Here is a 17,704-nt window from a genome sequence, read left to right on the forward strand (position 1 = left end):
ACTATGGCCTGCACCGCCAGAAGTCGGCCTTGATGACATGCCTCGTCGCCTCGCCGCTGCAGCGCGATCACCTTCATTTCATCGATGGCGCGGCCGGCGGCTATGCGAAGGCTGCCGCCAGCCTAAAGGCGAAGGTGCCGGTTTGATGACGGGGTTGCGGAAATCGATCCTGGGCAATATGCCTCGGCCGTGGTTCCTAGTGAGCCTCGCCACGGGAACGGACCGCCTGTCCGAATTGACGGGAAACAGATTTTTGGACGCCTCGCGATCGATATATGACCGTCTTCTAGACCGGATTTCGACCCGCGCCGCGCAAGTCGGCGTGATCGGACTGGGCTATGTCGGGTTGCCGCTGGCGGTTGCGATCGCACGCGCCGGCTTTCCGGTTTTCGGCTTCGATATCGAAGCCCAGAAGGTCGAGAGCCTGAACAACGGCCAATCCTACATCGAGGCAGTGACGTCGACTGCCCTTGCCGACCAGGTGGCGGGCGGACGGTTCCGCGCCACTGCGGATTTTGCCGAACTGGCCGTCTGCGATGTCATCATCATCTGCGTTCCGACACCGTTGACGAAACACCGTGAGCCGGATCTCTCCTTTGTCAGGAACACCGCAAGCACCATTGCGAAGCATCTGCGTGTCGGCCACCTGATCGTGCTGGAATCGACCACCTATCCCGGCACCACTGACGACGTGATCAAGCCGATACTGGAAGAAACCGGCTTGCAGTCGAAGATAGACTTCTTCCTCGGCTTCTCGCCCGAGCGCGAGGATCCCGGCAACCGCAGCTTTGAAGTCGCGACGATCCCCAAGGTCGTGGCAGGCGATGGCATGGAAGCGGCGAGGCTCGTGCAGGCTTTCTACCAGGGCGTGGTCAAGACCGTCGTTCCGGTCTCCACCACCGCGACGGCCGAGGCGGTCAAGCTGACGGAAAACATCTTCCGATCGGTCAACATAGCGCTCGTCAACGAGTTGAAGGTCGTGTTCGACGCGATGGGCATCGATATCTGGGAGGTGATCGAGGCGGCAAAGAGCAAGCCCTTCGGATACATGCCCTTCTATCCTGGCCCCGGACTTGGCGGGCACTGCGTTCCGATCGATCCCTTCTACCTGACGTGGAAGGCGCGCGAATACGAACTGCCGACCCGCTTCATCGAGCTGGCGGCAGAGATCAACACGGCCATGCCGCACCGCGTGGTCGATGAACTGGCGAAGGCGCTGGACCGGCGCTGCGGCAAGGCGCTCAGCCGCTCGCGCATTCTCATCATCGGGCTGGCCTACAAGAAGAATGTGCCCGACATCCGCGAAAGCCCCTCGCTGCGGCTCATTGAGCTTATTGAGGAACGGGGCGGCAAGGCGGAATTCCACGACCCGCATGTCACCGAGATTCCGGCCACGCGGGAGCATATGGCGATCAAGGGGCGCCGCTCGGTCGAATTGACCGAGGCGGCCTTGAAGGATTTCGATGCTGTCGTCGTTGCAACCGACCACGACGCGATCGACTATCGGACGATCGCTGATCACGCCCTTCTGATCGTCGACACACGCAATGTTTTTGGCCGCCTCGGGCTGGCCCGCGAGAAAGTGATGAAGGCCTGACAGCGTCCAAGCCGGCGAATTTTCTGCCCGATGTCAGGATCGTGGTTGCACTCCGAAGGCAGCTTCGCCACATAACGCCCAGAACATAGATGCAGTTACGTCTGCTGCCGCAAGGACAGTCATCAGGGAAATTCTTCGCCGCTTTTGCCGCCGAAGCAGGTCTCGTTGACTTCGGGGGATTATCCTTGGGGTCGTTGGCGGACTGTTTTATGGCGGATCAAACGACAAGGGCTCCGTCTTCGACGGGTTGCGAGATAGCATGAGCACAGCGCAGGCAGAAATTTCCACCATTCTCATGGATAAGGTTGCCGATTGGCTGAACCAATCGGCGCTGGCGGGCAGCGACCTGGAAACATTGGTAAAAGGCTTTTGCGAGCGGCTGGCTGCTGCCGGCCTGCCGCTGAAGCGGGTGCATCTGAGCTTTTCGATGCTGCATCCGCTTTATGATGCGCTTGGCTTCACCTGGGTTCGCGGCCAGGGCATGGAAGTGGAAGGCTTCCGCGTTGAGCCCGGCGAGCCGTCCGACAGATTCCTGACCAGCCCGTACTACCATCTGCTCAGCAACAAGCTCGACCATCTGCGTCGCCGGATCGACCCGTCATTGCCGCCGGAGTTTCCGATTTTCGGTGAACTCGCGCTTATGGGCGTCACCGACTACATGGCTTTCGTCCATCCCTTCAGCGACGACACCAGTCAGGGCATGATCGGGTCGTGGTCCACCGACGGCACTGCAGGCTTCAGCGACAGCATGATTTCAGCGTTACTTCGCATCCAGAGCCATCTCGCGATCGCAACCAAGATGGCGGTGCTCACCAAGCTCGCCGACAACATGATGACCACCTATCTCGGCGGCGACGCTGGCAGGCGCGTGCTTGACGGTCAGATCAGGCGCGGCGAGGGCGATACGATCCGGGCCGCACTGGTCATGGGCGACATGCGCGGGTCGACAAGGCTTGCCGCAACCTCGGGCCGCGAAATCTATATCGATACGCTGAACCAGTTTTTTGACGCCGTTGCCGCACCTTTCAATCGCAAAGGCGGGCAGATCATGAGTTTTATCGGGGACGGGTTTATTGCCGTGTACCCCTGCGAAAGGCACCGCTCGCAGTCCGAGATCGCCTGCCAGGCTGCTCTTGCGGCAGCGCACCAGGCTAGCGCGCGGGTCATGGATCTCAATCTGCGCCGAAAGCAGCAGGGGTTGTCCGACATAAAATTTGGCATCGGCCTGCATGTCGGCAATGTGATGTTCGGCAATGTCGGGCTTACCGACCGGCTCACATTCTCTGTCTTCGGCTCGGCTGTAAACGAGGTCCAGCGCCTCCAGATCCTGACCAAGAAATATCCGCACAGCGTTCTCGCCAGCAAGGACTTCGCCAGCTATTGCGGCGCAAACAGCTGGCTGACGCTGGGCCATGAGGAGCTGACCGGCATCAAGCAGAAGCTGACGGTGCTTTCACCCGATCTGTCGGGTGCGCTCACGCTCGATGAAGACGGTGCGATGGAGACGATTCACGATCGAAAATCGGAGGCCGAGCAGGTCATGCTGCTGCATCGCGATGCCGCCCGGCTGTCGGCGGGCGACCCGAGCAAGCTCCAGTAAGCGCCACGAACCAACCCGAACGCCCTTGCCAGGCGGTCCGGTCGCCGGCGCCGCCGCTGGCGACCGCTTCGAATCCAAGTTGCTCTAGGCTGGCAATACGCTAGTCTCGCTTTCTGGAAGTTGCCAGAGTGGGGCTGGTTTAAGAATGAATTCAGGTGTTGACCTGCTGCGGATCGAGGATGTTGGCATCTCTTTTGCCATTATCGGCGGGCCGTTGCATGCCGTCAGGCGCGCAAACCTTCGCGTCCTGCCGGGTAAGGTTACCGCGCTTGTGGGCGAGTCGGGTTCCGGAAAATCGGTTCTCAGCCAGGCGGTGATGGGCATTTTGCCGAACACAGCCCATGTTCGCGGCCGTATCCTGTTTTCCGATCCTGAAAAGCCCGGCACGACGCAGGATATCCTGCAGATGTCGCGCGACGGACCTGAAATCCGGGCGTTGAGAGGCAGCCGCATCGGCAAGATATTTCAGGAGCCGATGACATCGCTGTCGCCGTTGCACACGATCGGCAACCAGGTCAGCGAATCCCTGCAGATTCATACGCCCATGGCTCGGGCGGAGCGCAAGGCGCGGACCGAGGAAATGCTCAGCCTTGTCGGCTTTCCCAATCCCAAGCGCGCCTATGACATGTATCCGTTCGAACTATCGGGAGGACTGCGTCAGCGCGCCATGATCGCCATGGCGCTTGTCTGCCGGCCCGCTCTGTTGATCGCCGACGAGCCGACGACGGCGTTGGACGTCACCATCCAGGCGCAAATCCTGCAATTGCTGCGCGAGCTTCAGAGCAAGCTGAACATGGCGATGCTGCTGATCACGCACGACCTTGGCGTGGTCGCCAATGTCGCCGACGAGGTGGTGGTTATGTACCATGGCGAGATCATGGAAGCGGGACCTGTCGAGGCGATATTCCGCCGGCCGGGCCATCCCTACCTGAAGGGCCTGATGGCTGCCGTACCGCATTTCGACCTGAAGCCCGGCGAAAGGCTGAAGGCGCTGCGCGAGGTGCCGGTGAATGTCGGGAACCTGCTCGGCAAGCAGACGGCGCCGGCGTCCACGGGGCCGGACGACATCCTGCTGTCGGTCAGGGATCTGACAAAGACCTTCACCATCCGCAAATCCGGATGGTTCGGCGGGGATCATCAAACCTCCATTCGCGCCGTAGACGGCGTGAGCTTCGATATCAGGCGGGGTGAGTGCCTGGGTCTGGTCGGCGAAAGCGGCTCCGGCAAAACCACTGTCAGCAAGATCCTCATGCGGGCCGTCACCCCCAGCGGCGGCTCTGTGATCTTCAATGGCCGCGATGGCCCAATCGACGTCTTGGGAGGCGAGGGAGACGCCCTGCGCCTGCTGCGCGCGAAAATCCAGATGGTTTTCCAGGATCCGGTTTCGTCGCTTTCACCGCGCATGACGGTGGAGAACATCTTGAGCGAGCCGCTGGAGATCCATCAACGTGGCAATGCCGCGTCCCGGCTCGCAACGGTCAAGAGCCTGATGCAGGCGATCGGGCTCGATCCGCGCTTCATCAAGCGTTATCCGCACAGTTTCTCCGGCGGGCAGCGTCAGCGTATCGGCATCGCGCGGGCCTTGGCGCTGGGGCCTGAACTCCTGATCTGCGACGAGCCGGTTTCGGCGCTCGACGTCTCTGTCCAGGCGCAGATCCTGAACCTTCTGAAGGACCTGCAGAAGGAACTGGGCCTGACCTACCTGTTCATATCCCACAACCTCGCGGTGGTGGACTACATGGCAGACCGCATCGCGGTGATGTGCGGCGGGCGTATTGTCGAGCTTGCGCCGCGCGAAATCCTGCTCAGGAAGCCGATCCACCCTTACACGCGCTCACTGGTCGCTGCGGTGCCTTTTCCCGATCTCGACAGGCCGATGGATTTCAGGACCCTGAAGCTCAGCGGCGCTTCCGACACCAGCGCATGGGGACCGCAATTCCGCGACGAGGGCGACGAGAATGTGCTGTCGCCGCTCGATCTTGGCGGCGGCCACCTCGTGCTGGCCCGACGTTCGGCCGATGTCAGCGAGCTACGCCATTGATCAGCCGGCGCACAGTCCTTGGGCTCATGGCTTCGGCAATTCTGCCGGGCACGGTGCGCGCCGGCGATCTGGAGCCGGATTTTCTTCAGCCACGGCTGAAGGCCAGGTCGCTGCCGGCACTCGCCGAACGCCTGCCCAAGCGCCCGCGCGCGTTGAATCTCGCTGCGATGGGCCGGCAGCCCGGCCAGTATGGCGGCACGCTGCGTACGATCATCGGCAGCCAGAAAGATATCCGGATGATGACCATCTACGGATACGCTCGCCTGGTCGGCTATGACGAGAAGCTTAACTTGCAAGCCGATATTCTCGAAAGTTTCGACGTGGCGGATGATCGCGTCTTCACTTTCAAGATACGGGAAGGACACAAATGGTCTGACGGCAGCCTGCTGACGCCGGAGGATTTTCGCTATTGCTGGGAAGATGTCTGGCTCAACGATGAGCTTTCGCAAGGCGGGCTCGCCCCGGTGCTGCTGGCGGACGGCAAGCCGCCACGCTTCGAGATCGTCGACCCGTTGACGGTCCGCTACAGTTGGGATGCGCCGAATCCTGACTTCCTGCCCAAGCTCGCTGCCGCTTCGCCGCTGTCGCTTGTTCTGCCGGCTGCCTATCTCAAGCAGTTCCACAAGAAATACCAGGATCCATTCCGGCTCGCCGGCCTGATGAAGGAGAACCGGGCCCAGAAATGGACGCTCCTGCATATCCGCATGTCGCGGCAGTATCGCCCGGAGAACCCGGATCTGCCGACCCTCGATCCCTGGCAGAACCGAACCAAGCCGCCGGCCGAGCAGTTCGTCTTCGAACGGAACCCGTTCTTTCATCGAATAGACGAGAATGGCCGGCAACTGCCCTATGTCGACCGGATTGTCATGAATGTCAGCTCGTCGGCGATCATTTCCGCCAAGACCGGCGCGGGCGAGAGCGACCTGCAATGCATGGGAATTGACTTCGCCGACTACGCGTTCCTGAAGGACGCGGAGAAGCGCTACCCGGTGAAGATGCGTCTGTGGAAACGCACACAGGGCTCGCGGCTGGCGTTGCTGCCCAATCTGAACTGTGCCGACCAGGTGTGGCGCGGCCTTCTTCGTGACGTGCGCGTGCGCCGCGCGCTTTCGCTCGCTGTCGACAGGCGCGAGATCAATATGGCCGTGTTCTACGGATTGGCGCAGGAGAGTGCCGATACGATCCTGCCGGAGAGCCCGCTCTACCGGCCGGAATTCGCGAAAGCCTGGATCGCCCATGATCCCGACCGGGCCAATGCCCTGCTCGACGAGGCCGGGCTTCAGACGCGTGACGATGACGGCCTGCGGATACTTCCCGATGGACGCCCGGCGCAGATCATCGTGGAAACGGCCGGCGAAAGCACGCTGGAAACCGACGCGCTCGAACTCATCACCGATCACTGGCGCCAGATCGGCATCGCCCTCTTCATCCGGACCTCACAGCGCGACATCTTCCGCAGCCGCGCGCTTGGCGGCCAGATCATGATGTCGATCTGGTCGGGCATCGACAATGGCGTGCCGACCGCCGACATGAACCCCTACCAGCTGGCCCCCACCATCGACGACCAGCTGCAATGGCCGCTCTGGGGTGCCCACTACTTGTCTCATGGCACGCTGGGTGAGGCGCCCGACCTTCCGCCTGTGGTCGAGCTGATGGCTTTGCTCAAGCGCTGGAACGCATCGACCGAAGCCACGGAGCGAGCCGAAATCTGGAATTCGATGCTGTCGATCTACACCGATCAGGTGTTTTCGATCGGCACGGTGAACGGAACGCATCAGCCAATTCTGGCGTCCTCGCGGCTGCGCAATCTGCCTGACAAGGCGCTCTACGGCTACGACCCGACCTCCTACTTCGGTGTCTACATGCCGGATACATTCTGGCTTGGAGAGTCCTGAGCGTGCTTCGATACATTGTCTGGCGCATTGCCGTGATGGTTCCAACGCTGCTGATCATATCGGCGTTGGTGTTCACGATCATCGAACTTCCCCCAGGCGACTATTTCGACAGCTATGTCGCCGAGCTTCGGGCTCAGGGCGAAGCGGTGGATTCCGATCGCATCGAGATGATGCGGAAGGACTATGGTTTCGACAAGCCGCCGGTCATTCGCTACTTCTACTGGGTCGGCGGGATGCTGCACGGCGATTTCGGCTATTCCTTCGAATATGAGCTGCCGGTTCGCGACGTCGTCGGGGACCGAATGTGGCTGACCGTGTTGGTGTCCTTCGTCACGATCATCTTCACCTGGCTCATCGCCTTTCCGATCGGCATTTACTCCGCCACGCATCAATATAGCTGGGGCGATTACGGCCTGACTTTCTTCGGCCTTCTCGGCCTTGCCATCCCGAATTTCATGCTGGCACTGATCCTGATGTATTTCGCCAACATCTGGTTCGGCACGTCCATCGGCCATCTCATGGACCAGCAATATCTCAGCGAGCCGATGAGTTGGGCCAAGGCGAAGTCGATCCTCGCCCATCTCTGGATCCCGGTCTTGATCATCGGCACCGGGGGCACGGCAAGCATGATCCGGCGCCTGCGCGCCAATCTGCTCGATGAGCTTCACAAGCAATATGTCGTGACCGCGCGCGCCAAAGGCCTTCATCCCTTCAAGGCGCTGATCAAATATCCGCTGCGCATGGCGCTCAATTTCTTCATTTCAGACATCGGCTCTATCCTGCCGGCCATCATCTCCGGCGCCGAAATCACCGCGATCGTGCTGTCTCTGGAAACGACCGGGCCGATGCTGATCAAGGCGCTGCAAAGCCAGGACATGTATCTGGCAGGGTCGTTCCTGATGTTCCTCGCCTTCCTCACGGTCATCGGCGTCCTGATTTCCGACCTGGCGCTTGCGCTGCTTGATCCACGAATTCGTTTGCAGGGCGGCAGCACCAAATGAACACGCAAACGCCGCTGCCCGCTCCGGGTGCCCCACTGCAACACTACGTTTCCATCGCGCCCTTCGACCTGCAGTCGGTCGAGGCGATGACGCCGGAGCAGTCGAAGGTCTTTCAGGCGTCGCAGTTGCGGCTGATGTGGTGGAAATTCCGACGGCACCGGCTTGCCCTTGTATCCGGCCTGTTCCTGGCGGTGCTCTATTTCGGGATACTGATCTGCGAGTTCCTGGCGCCCTACAATCTCCATACGCGCAACATGGACTACATCTATTCGCCGCCGCAGCGGGTTCACCTGTTCCACGACGGCCAGTTCGTCGGGCCGTTCGTCTATGGCCGCCGGATGACGCTGGATATGGACACGCTCAAGCGGAACTACGTCGATAAGCAGGACGATGTTCAGCGTATCCGCTTCTTCTGCAAGGGCGACAGTTACCGGTTCTGGGGCCTGTTCGAAGGTGACAGGCATTTTGTCTGCCCTGCCGAAAACGGCCAGCTCTTCCTGGCCGGCACTGACAGGCTGGGGCGCGATGTGTTCTCGCGCATCATCTATGGCGCACGCATTTCAATGACGATCGGCCTCGTCGGCATCAGTTTCAGCTTCCTGCTCGGCATAGTCATCGGAGGACTGGCCGGCTATCACGGCGGCATTTTCGACCTGATCGTTCAACGGATAATCGAAGTTCTGCAATCGATCCCCAGCATCCCGCTATGGCTGGCTCTGGCGGCGATCATGCCGATAACCTGGAGTCCGATCCTGATCTATTTCGGCATCACGGTCATCCTCGGGCTGCTCGACTGGACCGGGCTGGCGCGGGCGGTGCGCTCGAAGCTTCTGGCCTTGCGCGAGGAGGATTATGTTCTGGCCGCGCAATTGATGGGCGCCAGCAGCAGCCGCATCATCCGGCGGCACCTCATTCCCGGCTTCATGTCGCACCTGATCGCGACGGCGACGATCTCCATACCCGGTATGATCCTGGGCGAGACGGCGCTTAGCTTCCTCGGGCTCGGCCTCAGGGCGCCGATAACCAGTTGGGGCATCCTGCTCACCGAGGCGCGCAGCGTCAGCGTGATCGCGTTCTATCCATGGCTGCTTTTGCCGATGCTCCCCGTCATTCTCGTCATCCTGGCCTTCAACTTCCTCGGCGACGGCTTGCGCGACGCCGCAGACCCCTACAAGTGACATTGCTGTTCCGCGGCGCGCCGGGCCGCCGGCTCCGCCCGGTAAGATCCTTGTTGGCAGCCTGTTCGGTTGTTGCGGTGCTGATCGTTGGCCTCTATATGCGGCGAGGCTCGATCGGGGGTTCCACCCGCGAACCGATCTGTTCGCTGGCAATTGCCGATCTCTTGAGCTGGTTCAGGACACAAAAACGCATATGTCTCGCCTCGAGAGCTTCATCCGCAGGCTGACCGCACAGCGCGACATTCTCGATCAAGTCTGCGCGGAAGTGGCGAAGATCGAGGGCCCCGTGCTCGAGCTCGGCCTCGGCAATGGCCGGACGTTCCACCATCTGCGCGAGCGCCTGCCCGGACGCCGGATCGTGGCGTTCGATCGCGCACTGGCCGCGCACGCCAGCTCAATTCCCGAAGCTGAAAACCTCGTGCTCGGCGAAATACGCGAGACGGCGAGCAGGTTCATCGGCATCGGCGCCGCTCTCGTTCATGCCGACATCGGCACCGGCTATGAAGATCGCGATGCAGTGACCGCTACCTGGCTTCCCGATCTGATCGCGCGCCTGCTCCGCGTCGGCGGCATCGCGGTCAGCGGCACGCCGCTCGATCACCCGCAATTGCAGCGCCTCGCGCCGCCACCTTCGGTGCCCGCCGATCGCTATTATATCTGTAGGCGCGTGTGAGGGCCGGGACGATCTAAGAGCGTTTCACCGTTTCAAAGGAACGGCGAACCGCTCTATCTCTTTGTTTTGACGCAAATTCCGGACGGAAGGCTACGGCGAAGTCGCCGAGCCTAACCGCTCACGCCTTCCTGGAATTGCTCTCGTCTTCAAGGGATCGTGTATACTGCTATCTCTCGCTCAATGCCGCGCAGCGAGACCTCGTGGGGTACGGGTGTGAGGGCGTTCCTGTGCAACAGATCGGCGGTGAGATTGTCGTCGACCACCGCGCGAGTGGCGAAGATCGCCTGTGTGTTTGCAAGGTTCTGCACCCGTGAAGCAATGTTGACCGTCTGGCCGAAATAGTCCTGTCGCTCGTTCAAAGACACGGCGATGCAGGGGCCGGCATGGACGCCGATCTTGAGCAGCAGATCCTCGCGCCCGCTCGTGTCGTTGAGCGCACGCATGGCATCGCGCATCCTGAGAGCCGCGGCAATCGCACGGTCAGGCGTCGCGAAGGTCGCCATCACCGCATCACCGATCGTCTTCACCACCGCGCCGGCCTCCGCCGCGACGATCTCGTGCAGAACCTGGAAATGCGCGCGCACGAGATCGAAGGCCGCAAGGTCGCCCACCCGCTCGTAAAGCGCGGTCGATCCGCGCAGGTCGGTGAACAGGAAGGTCAGGCTGGTGATCTTCAGGCGCTGGTCGATGTCGAGCGTATCCGCGCGGTAGAGATCGCGGAACGTCTGGTTGGTGAGCAGGCGCTTGGCGGTGAGGAATGGCCGACGCTTGCCCAGGAAATCATGCAATGCCTCGCCGGCGATGAAGACCGCCGGCAGCACGCGGGTGTCGGTCCGGTTTTCCAGCGAAATGCGCAACGGGCCAGGCTGCATCTCCAGTGTCTGGTTCTGGACATGGTCGCGGTCGAAGACCAGAGAGAGGCTTCGGCGCTCCTTTGTTGGTTCGCCCTTCACGTCGATGAATTGCGCTGAATGGGTGACCGGCTCGAAGACGATGATGAATTCGGAGGGAAGCTGTATGGGCAGAACCGCCTTCTCACCGGGCGCAAGCTCGATATCCTCCAGCGAGAACGATTCCAGCTTTTTCGCGAAATCCTCATCCGGTACATCGACGCCGGACGCCCAGTAGATCTGGCGGAAATATTCCACCATCGGCAGGTCGTGTGGATTATGGGCGGCAATCCTGCGTATGCGGGGACTGACGGTAAATGTCACCTCGACCATCTCGTCGAGGGTCGGCGAATAGCCCTGAGAGCACAGCGCGCAGGTGTATTCATCCTTCTGCAGGGTTTTCAGCGTGGCGTTGGTGTCGAGCACGCCGCCGCAGCCGGGGCATAGGACATTCCAGGAAACATCGAAGATTCCCACCCGCGCCGCATGCAGAAAGGCGCTGATGGTGCGCTCCTCGTCCAGGCCATGCTTGCTGGCGAAGGCTGGCGCGTTGATGCGGCAAAGTTCGCGGTCCTTGCCCTCCGCGATGGTTCGCTTGATCGCGTCGATTGCCAGTGGGTCGACATCGGTAGATTGCCGCAGAAGCGAGAACAGATCCTGAGCTTCGTTCATCGTGCAGGCTCCGGAAAATGCAACCCGAGGCGTGTTGGCCGGACCGTCTTTGGTCCGACTGCTCCCTTTTACGTCGAAACGTACAGTACGGCCATTCGAATAGACAAGCGACAGTCCAATCTCCATTCGGCCGATTTTCACCGGCCGCATGCGGCACTATGATGGTCCATGGGCATTCATCTTTGGGGGCTCTCCCATGCCGACATCCGACAACCCGCCGTTTCCTGCGGCCCTGCGCCTCTTCTCCGCGATGGTCATTATCGTCCTGATCGTCGGCGCCGGCCTGTTTTTCGCGCCTGTGCTGGTCAAGCCGCGCTGGCCCTGGGCCGTCACGCCGTTCAATGCCCGCTTCCTCGGCGGCTTCTACACCGCCGAAATGGTCGTGATGGCGGCGCTGCTGTTGTGGAATCGATGGTCGCCTGGCAGGCTCGTATTGGTCATGGCCTTCATCTTCACCGTCATCGTGTCGGCGGCTTCGTTCATCAATCTCGGCTATTTCAACTTCGAGCGCAAAGCGCCCTGGCTCTGGTTCTTGGTCTATCTTGCCTCGGCCGCGGTATCAGGGCTGTTCCTGTGGCGGGCCAGGACCCGTCCCCCTGCAAAAGGGGTGACCTTGAATCCCGCATGGCGCCGCTACCTGCCTGTGGAATCGGCGATCCTTGGGCTCTATGGCCTCGGCCTGTTGCTGTTTCCCCTGACATTCAGCAGCATCTGGCCATGGCCGGTCGATGCCTTCCATGCTCAAGTCTACAGCGCCATCTTCCTCGCCGGCGCGGGCGGCACATGTCTCGTCTGGAGGAGCGCGCCGCGCGAGGAACTGCTGGTGCTAGGCCTGGCGCAGTTTCTCGTTGGCCTGCTTGCCATCCTTGGCCTCGTCATCACCGACGCTGCGGTGCACCGGATCAACTGGACGGCGACCGGAACATTGTGCTGGCTCGCTGTTTTCGCCTGGATCGGCATCAGCGGCGCCTTCAAACTCTACGCCGCCTCGCGTTATTTTGGCTCGCAGTCGGCATCATAGGTTGTGAAGACGGCTGGATTTTCAGGTGGCGTCCGGTGCATCGTGCCGTGCCGATTGCCTTGGAGCATTTCACCGTTTCAAAAGAAACGGCGAGCTGCTCTATCTCTTTGTTCTGACGCAATTCCAGGCGGAAAACCGCTTTACACTTTTCCTGGAATTGCTCTAGCCAGGAACGCCATGAGCAAAACGACTTCGCCATCCTCCGAGAAAATCCAGCCGCAGCTCCGACCCGTCCGGCCAAGCGATGCGGAGGCCCTTTGCGCGATCTTCAACATGCCGGGCTTTCGCTGGGGCACGTTCAGGATGCCCTTCGAGCGGGTGGAGCAGGTGGAGCGGCGCATCGCCAAGTCCGGTCAGGAAACCACCTGGATCGTTGCGGAGTTGGACGGCAAGGTCGTCGGCCATGGCAATTTGGTGGTGCAGGGTTCGCCGCGCCGTTCGCATATCGGCGAGATCAACATCGGCGTCGACGATGCCCTTGTCGGCAAGGGCATCGGCTCTGCCATACTTGGCGCGCTACTCGACGTGGCCGACAACTGGCGGGCCCTGAAACGGGTCGAATTGACCGTCTATGCCGACAACGAGCCGGCCATCCGTCTCTACTCTGGCCACGGCTTCGAGGTCGAAGGTCGGCATGTGAAGGCCGGTTTCACCGACGGGCAGTACCATGACCTCCTGAGCATGGCCCGGCTGCGATTCTAAGATCGGCTGCATGGTCTTGGCTGTCTGGTCTCCCTTGGCGTTTTCACCGCAAGCGGCTAGACGGGGCCAATGACCGCCGTCTTTGATCCAACCCCTGCGCCTCCGGCGGAAATTCTGGTGGTGCTGTCGCTGCTCTGCCCGGAAGTCGTGCGTGACATCGAGCAGAACTGGAATGCACCGGTTTCAGATTACGCCCGCTATCTGTGGCGGCCGGTGGCAAGGCCTGCATCGGGCCCGGCGATCACTGCCCGCTCGATCCTGCGCGAAGTCCTGCAGCAGCGCCTCAGTGTCGTCATGCAGCCTGAGGAGATCGGCAAGGCTCTCGAAGAGTTCGAGCACAGACCGGTGATCCAGTCCGGCCTGCATTGCCTGCTTCTGATGGACCGGATCACCTTTGACGCCCTCCTGCTTGCCTGGTTCGGCGCGATCGAAAACGGGCTGTCGGCCTTCGTTGCTTTCATGGGAACGACGATGACCATGGAGACAATTGGCCGGGAGGGGCCTGGATGGCTCGATGTCGGCGACGACAAGGTCAACCTGTTTGGCATGGGCCGCCACAAACTGTGCCGCAAAAGCGCCTGCGCGGCGGGTCCCGTTTCCCTCAACAAGCGCGCGCTCGAAGCAGTGGGCGATGAAACCGATGCCAGCCGCTGGCTTGGTGCGCTGCTTGCCAGCCAGGACAAGGTGTTCGGAACCGCCGCCGATGCGCTGACAGCGCTCAACGAGGATCTGGTCGCAGACTGGGATCGTTCCGGCATGGCCCGGCCGGTTTTCATCGATGACCGGCTCGCCGCTTCTGCCATGGCGCGGCATCTGGAACATGACGGCAGCCTTCTTTCCAGGCTGCTCATCGAGCCCGCAAGACGCCAGCGTCTCGACCATGCCCTGCAAGAGGCCGCATCGGGACCATTCGGCAGATTCCTGCCCAATGCCACGGACTATTTCTGGGGTATCCGCGAGCAGCGCGTACGCAAGCTCGAGCTGAAGGACGGGCACCTGATCGAGCCTGACAGGCCGCAAGGTCTTTCCATCCCGTTCGAGCGGCTGCAGCTGAGGCAGGCGCTGCTGGACGGCGTGCTGCTGCCGAACCTGTTCCTGATGTTCCTCGTCCTTGCAATATTGCCGCGGGTGCGGGTAGTGGGCGGCCTGAGACAGATTGGCTATGTAGCGCTTTTCCACTCGATCCTGTTGGCTGTGCTAGATGAAAACGTGCCGGAAGAGCGCGATCTGGCAGCGGAGCTGCAGGTTCGGGAAAATGCCTGGGGGATGCGGGTCATCGACGAAAAGACCTCGGTCCGTGAGCAGCTCGCAGGCTTGCCGGAAGGGGCGCTTTTCCCGGACCTGCTTCGGCAGTATCGATTGCGGACATTTGCCGAGACGACCGACGACCTGAAACTGGTTCGCGAAAACGCCCGATGGCGCAAGATCGGCAAGGCAGCGATCAAGGCGACCTGAGCCCTCAGGCTTTATTTCAGGCTGATTTTCCAGTGCGTAACCGCAAGCGATGGCGACCATCGGTGAACTTCCGGCCACTTCATTCGAGCACCGCCTCAAGAATGGCAACAAAGTCATCGAGCGAACGATCGCCGCGAATCTCGATGCGCGGAAGGTCGATGGGATCGCCATCGAGGCCCGCCGGCCCATGTCTGCCGCCGAAGCCAGTCCGATAGCCGCACTCCCTGGCCAGCCGGCCAAGCCGCCGGTCGGTGACTGAGAAGGGTGCCGCGAACGCCGTGGTTGGCCGACCGGTCCACCGTTCGATGAACATACGCGAGCGCAAGAGCTCGGCGGCCAGGTCAGCGGTCGACAGGCCATCAATTGCACGATGCGTCGCCATATGGCTGCCGAAGAACGCACCTTCGCCGGCGAGGCGTCGCACCGTCCCGGCGTCCATAAGCTGCGCCGGCGGACCGTTGTGGGCGTCCCACTCTGCACTCTTGCCCACCAGGTCCGTCACCAGGAACACTTCCGCGGTCAGGTCGCTCGCGCGCAGGATCGGCCAGGCATGGTCGGCAAAGTTCTGAAAGCCGTCATCGAAGGTGATGAGCACCGGGCGGCCAACGAAAGGCTGACGGTTGGCGATGGACCATTGCAGCTGCTCGGACGCAATCGCGTGAAAACCGTTGGCGCGCAGCCATGCCATCTGGCTGCCGAATAGGGCGGGCGTGCACCGAAAACGGGCGAGCGCGGCCGGACCGTCTTCGGCAACGGAATGATACATAAGGACCGGCATACGCTGCCGCCGCTCGCTGCGTGCGACGTCGCGGCGCAAGGTCCGCGCTCCGCCCCAGACGATTTTTCGCGCAACCCCCATTTCGATGCGCGCGCGGATCGGCACGTGATCAAACTTTGGTTCTGCCGCCACATCGCCCGGCGACAGGCGGCGGAAGCGGTCTATGCGATAGAGTTCCGTCTGGATCGATTGCTCGAGCACGAGGCCTTCGGTCCCTGCCAGCGTCTCCGAGATCGCTTGTGCACCGAATGTGTTCCAGTCGAAGCCCGTCCTCTCAGGATTGTCACGCAGCACGAATGCGTGTGCGGTGATGAGCCTGCCGCCAGGCGCCAACGCCTCAACGACTTTGTTGGCGAAGCGTTGCAACTCGGCGAGATCATCCAGGTAGTAGAGCACTTCCGAACAGAAGATCAGATCCATTTCATCCGGCAGCGTATCCGCCATGAAATCCAACACGCCGTACTCGACATTCGGCTGATCGCCGCCGCGCGCGCGTGCCCGCTCGATGGCTACGGCGGAGATATCAGTTGCGGTCAGATGGCCCACTCGCGGCGCCAGCTGCCGCGTGAAGTGACCCTCCGCGCAGGCCAGCTCAAGCGCCCGTCCGATGCGACCGGCAGGCAGAATTTCGAGCTGCCGCTCATATTTCTCCTGCTCATAGGACGAACTGTAGTTCCAGGGATCCTCGGTCGCGAAATGGCGATTCCAGAACGACGTGCGATCCTTGTCGCGACCATCGGCTGCCCGTGCGCGGCGCGACGCTGGAAGAGCCTCCGTAGCGTCGGCGCTCGAGGCAGTCAGCTCCCGCGCCTGCGCGGCCAATTGCGCGAGTTTGCCGAAGTGGCTGTCCCGACCAGTCCGGCTTACTGGCAGCTCAGGGGGCACGAAATTCGGCGCCAATTCAATCCAATGACGTCTTGTCACGGTCCCGAGTGCGCCGAACTGCACGCGCGCCTCGATCTGGCCGTCCATCATCAGACAGGCGTAGATCTGATCGATTCCTTCCGGAAGTTCGATAGAGGTCGGATTTCGCGCGTTGACGCGAATTCCAAGTGTCTGCGCCAGTCGGCGCGGCGCGGCAAGGTCGTCGACGTCGAGAAGCATTTGCTCAAGCTGATACTGGGCGCGGCGAGCCGCTGCGGGATCGCCCCAGACCTTGCCGAGTTCGACGATCAACTCGGTGACGGCGCCGCCGAACCTGTCCCACCTGGCAGCCAATTGCGCTGGCGTCGACAGGCATCCAACCATCAGGCCATCGAAGACCACCCTAACGGCCTTGCGCACCCACTTGCGCGCCACTGGGAGCGCGCGCAGGGACTGTAGGTTGATCGGGCGCGAGCCGCGGCCGCAATCCGACGCGGCGTTCCACAACGCGAACCACGCGAGGGCTTCGGCAGCGGTGCCGCCATTGGCCTCGATCGCTCCATTGGCGTGAGCCGATGCCGGGTGTTTGACCCTGGGATCGGGAGAAAAGCCGCGGGCGATCACGATTTCCGCATCTGCCACCATCTGCGCTGAATTGCGATAGAGCGCGCTGGGGCTGATCCGATGGAAGGCGAGCGGCTCGTCGACCATCACCCAATTCTTGCCCAGGCGTGCCAGACGCTGCCACAGATCCCAGTCCTCGCAAGTGCGCACCGAGACATCGAAACCGCCCAGCCCGACAATCGTCTCCCGGTCGACCAGCAGCGCGTGCGTGCGGACGGCGCACTGGCGGGCGAATGTTTCGAAGGGCTGGATCGCAACCTCCGGCGAGATGGTCGACGGGGTGAGCGCGCCGTCGGGCATCACGCGCCGGGAACCGCAATAGGCGGCCACCGCATCGGGAGCGGTTTCTAGTGCGGCCAGCATTTTGGCGAGGAAGCTGGCATCCACCCAATCGTCGGCATCCAGAAACATCAGCCACTGGCCGCGCGCTGTCGAAATCCCGCTGTTGCGCGCGCCGGCGGGGCTAATGGCGGAAGAGTTCAACGTTCGAAATCGGGCATCGCGCTCCATATGAGCGGCGATGATAGCGGGGGTGCGATCGGTGGAGGCGTCATCGACGATGATCGCTTCCCAATCCGCTATTTCCTGATCGAGTAGGCAATCGAGCGCGCGCGCCAGCGTAGCCTCCGCGTTGTGCGCGGGCACGACGATTGAAACCAGGGGATTATGTGCCACGCCGTCTTACCCGCGCCTGGCTCGAAGGGAGAACGAGG

At 61.7% G+C, this 17,704-nt stretch carries 13 protein-coding genes; 11 read left to right on the plus strand and 2 right to left on the minus strand.

The window, feature by feature from the left end; genetic code table 11:
* From EN780_RS04010 to EN780_RS04045, 8 genes are all read left to right on the plus strand, one after another.
* Positions 1-146, plus strand: a 146-nt coding sequence (locus tag EN780_RS04010; protein ID WP_128272239.1) for a DUF3095 family protein, incomplete at its 5' end; no start/stop codon positions are given.
* Between the two features lie 107 nt (positions 147-253).
* Entirely contained in the window at positions 254-1,597 is a 1,344-nt protein-coding gene (locus EN780_RS04015) for a nucleotide sugar dehydrogenase (RefSeq protein WP_128272241.1), read from the plus strand.
* Positions 1,598-1,856: 259 nt separating this feature from the next.
* Positions 1,857-3,197: an adenylate/guanylate cyclase domain-containing protein gene (locus EN780_RS04020; protein ID WP_127284756.1), complete on the plus strand. Its 1,341-nt coding sequence runs from the start codon at positions 1,857-1,859 to the stop codon at positions 3,195-3,197.
* Between the two features lie 145 nt (positions 3,198-3,342).
* Positions 3,343-5,238, plus strand: a complete 1,896-nt coding sequence (locus EN780_RS04025; protein ID WP_128272243.1) for an ABC transporter ATP-binding protein — start codon at positions 3,343-3,345, stop codon at positions 5,236-5,238.
* Positions 5,235-7,133: an ABC transporter substrate-binding protein gene (locus EN780_RS04030; RefSeq protein ID WP_128272245.1), complete on the plus strand. Its 1,899-nt coding sequence runs from the start codon at positions 5,235-5,237 to the stop codon at positions 7,131-7,133. The genes EN780_RS04025 and EN780_RS04030 overlap by 4 nt, the downstream gene beginning before the upstream one ends.
* A 2-nt stretch (positions 7,134-7,135) precedes the next feature.
* Entirely contained in the window at positions 7,136-8,134 is a 999-nt protein-coding gene (locus EN780_RS04035) for an ABC transporter permease (protein WP_127285079.1), read from the plus strand.
* Positions 8,131-9,312, plus strand: a complete 1,182-nt coding sequence (locus tag EN780_RS04040) for an ABC transporter permease (RefSeq protein ID WP_127285078.1) — start codon at positions 8,131-8,133, stop codon at positions 9,310-9,312. The genes EN780_RS04035 and EN780_RS04040 overlap by 4 nt, the downstream gene beginning before the upstream one ends.
* Positions 9,313-9,505: 193 nt before the next feature.
* Positions 9,506-9,985 (plus strand): class I SAM-dependent methyltransferase, encoded by a 480-nt coding sequence (locus EN780_RS04045; protein ID WP_128272247.1) that lies wholly within the window; start codon positions 9,506-9,508, stop codon positions 9,983-9,985.
* A 146-nt stretch (positions 9,986-10,131) separates the two neighbouring features.
* Here the strand turns inward: EN780_RS04045 and EN780_RS04050 are convergent, their stop codons facing one another.
* The gene (locus tag EN780_RS04050) at positions 10,132-11,547 is read right to left on the minus strand and encodes an adenylate/guanylate cyclase domain-containing protein (RefSeq protein ID WP_128272249.1); all 1,416 of its coding nucleotides are present in this window, start codon (positions 11,545-11,547) and stop codon (positions 10,132-10,134) included.
* Between the two features lie 196 nt (positions 11,548-11,743).
* Between EN780_RS04050 and EN780_RS04055 the strand changes: the two genes are divergently transcribed.
* The 3 genes from EN780_RS04055 (at position 11,744) to EN780_RS04065 (ending at position 14,725) form a co-directional block, all read left to right on the plus strand.
* A complete protein-coding gene (locus EN780_RS04055) occupies positions 11,744-12,568 on the plus strand; it encodes a hypothetical protein (RefSeq protein ID WP_128272251.1) in 825 nt (274 codons plus the stop codon).
* Between the two features lie 177 nt (positions 12,569-12,745).
* A complete protein-coding gene (locus EN780_RS04060) occupies positions 12,746-13,270 on the plus strand; it encodes a GNAT family N-acetyltransferase (protein WP_128272254.1) in 525 nt (174 codons plus the stop codon).
* A gap of 69 nt (positions 13,271-13,339) precedes the next feature.
* The gene (locus EN780_RS04065; protein WP_128272256.1) at positions 13,340-14,725 is read left to right on the plus strand and encodes a hypothetical protein; all 1,386 of its coding nucleotides are present in this window, start codon (positions 13,340-13,342) and stop codon (positions 14,723-14,725) included.
* A 79-nt stretch (positions 14,726-14,804) separates the two neighbouring features.
* On the opposite strand, the gene EN780_RS04070 is transcribed toward EN780_RS04065, so the two are convergent.
* Entirely contained in the window at positions 14,805-17,666 is a 2,862-nt protein-coding gene (locus tag EN780_RS04070) for a glycosyltransferase (RefSeq protein ID WP_128272258.1), read from the minus strand.
* Between the last annotated feature and the right edge of the window lie 38 nt (positions 17,667-17,704).

The organism is Mesorhizobium sp. M4B.F.Ca.ET.089.01.1.1, assembly GCF_004022605.1.
Lineage (GTDB): Bacteria > Pseudomonadota > Alphaproteobacteria > Rhizobiales > Rhizobiaceae > Mesorhizobium > Mesorhizobium abyssinicae.

Bases quoted from the DNA above. Each gene is read 5' to 3' on its own strand.
- EN780_RS04055 (WP_128272251.1), top strand. From the start codon at position 11,744: ATGCCGACATCCGACAACCCGCCGTTTCCTGCGGCCCTGCGCCTCTTC.
- EN780_RS04040 (WP_127285078.1), top strand. From the start codon at position 8,131: ATGAACACGCAAACGCCGCTGCCCGCTCCGGGTGCCCCACTGCAACAC.
- EN780_RS04065 (WP_128272256.1), top strand. From the start codon at position 13,340: ATGACCGCCGTCTTTGATCCAACCCCTGCGCCTCCGGCGGAAATTCTG.
- EN780_RS04060 (WP_128272254.1), top strand. From the start codon at position 12,746: ATGAGCAAAACGACTTCGCCATCCTCCGAGAAAATCCAGCCGCAGCTC.
- EN780_RS04025 (WP_128272243.1), top strand. From the start codon at position 3,343: ATGAATTCAGGTGTTGACCTGCTGCGGATCGAGGATGTTGGCATCTCT.
- EN780_RS04020 (WP_127284756.1), top strand. From the start codon at position 1,857: ATGAGCACAGCGCAGGCAGAAATTTCCACCATTCTCATGGATAAGGTT.
- EN780_RS04045 (WP_128272247.1), top strand. From the start codon at position 9,506: ATGTCTCGCCTCGAGAGCTTCATCCGCAGGCTGACCGCACAGCGCGAC.
- EN780_RS04050 (WP_128272249.1), bottom strand. From the start codon at position 11,547: ATGAACGAAGCTCAGGATCTGTTCTCGCTTCTGCGGCAATCTACCGAT.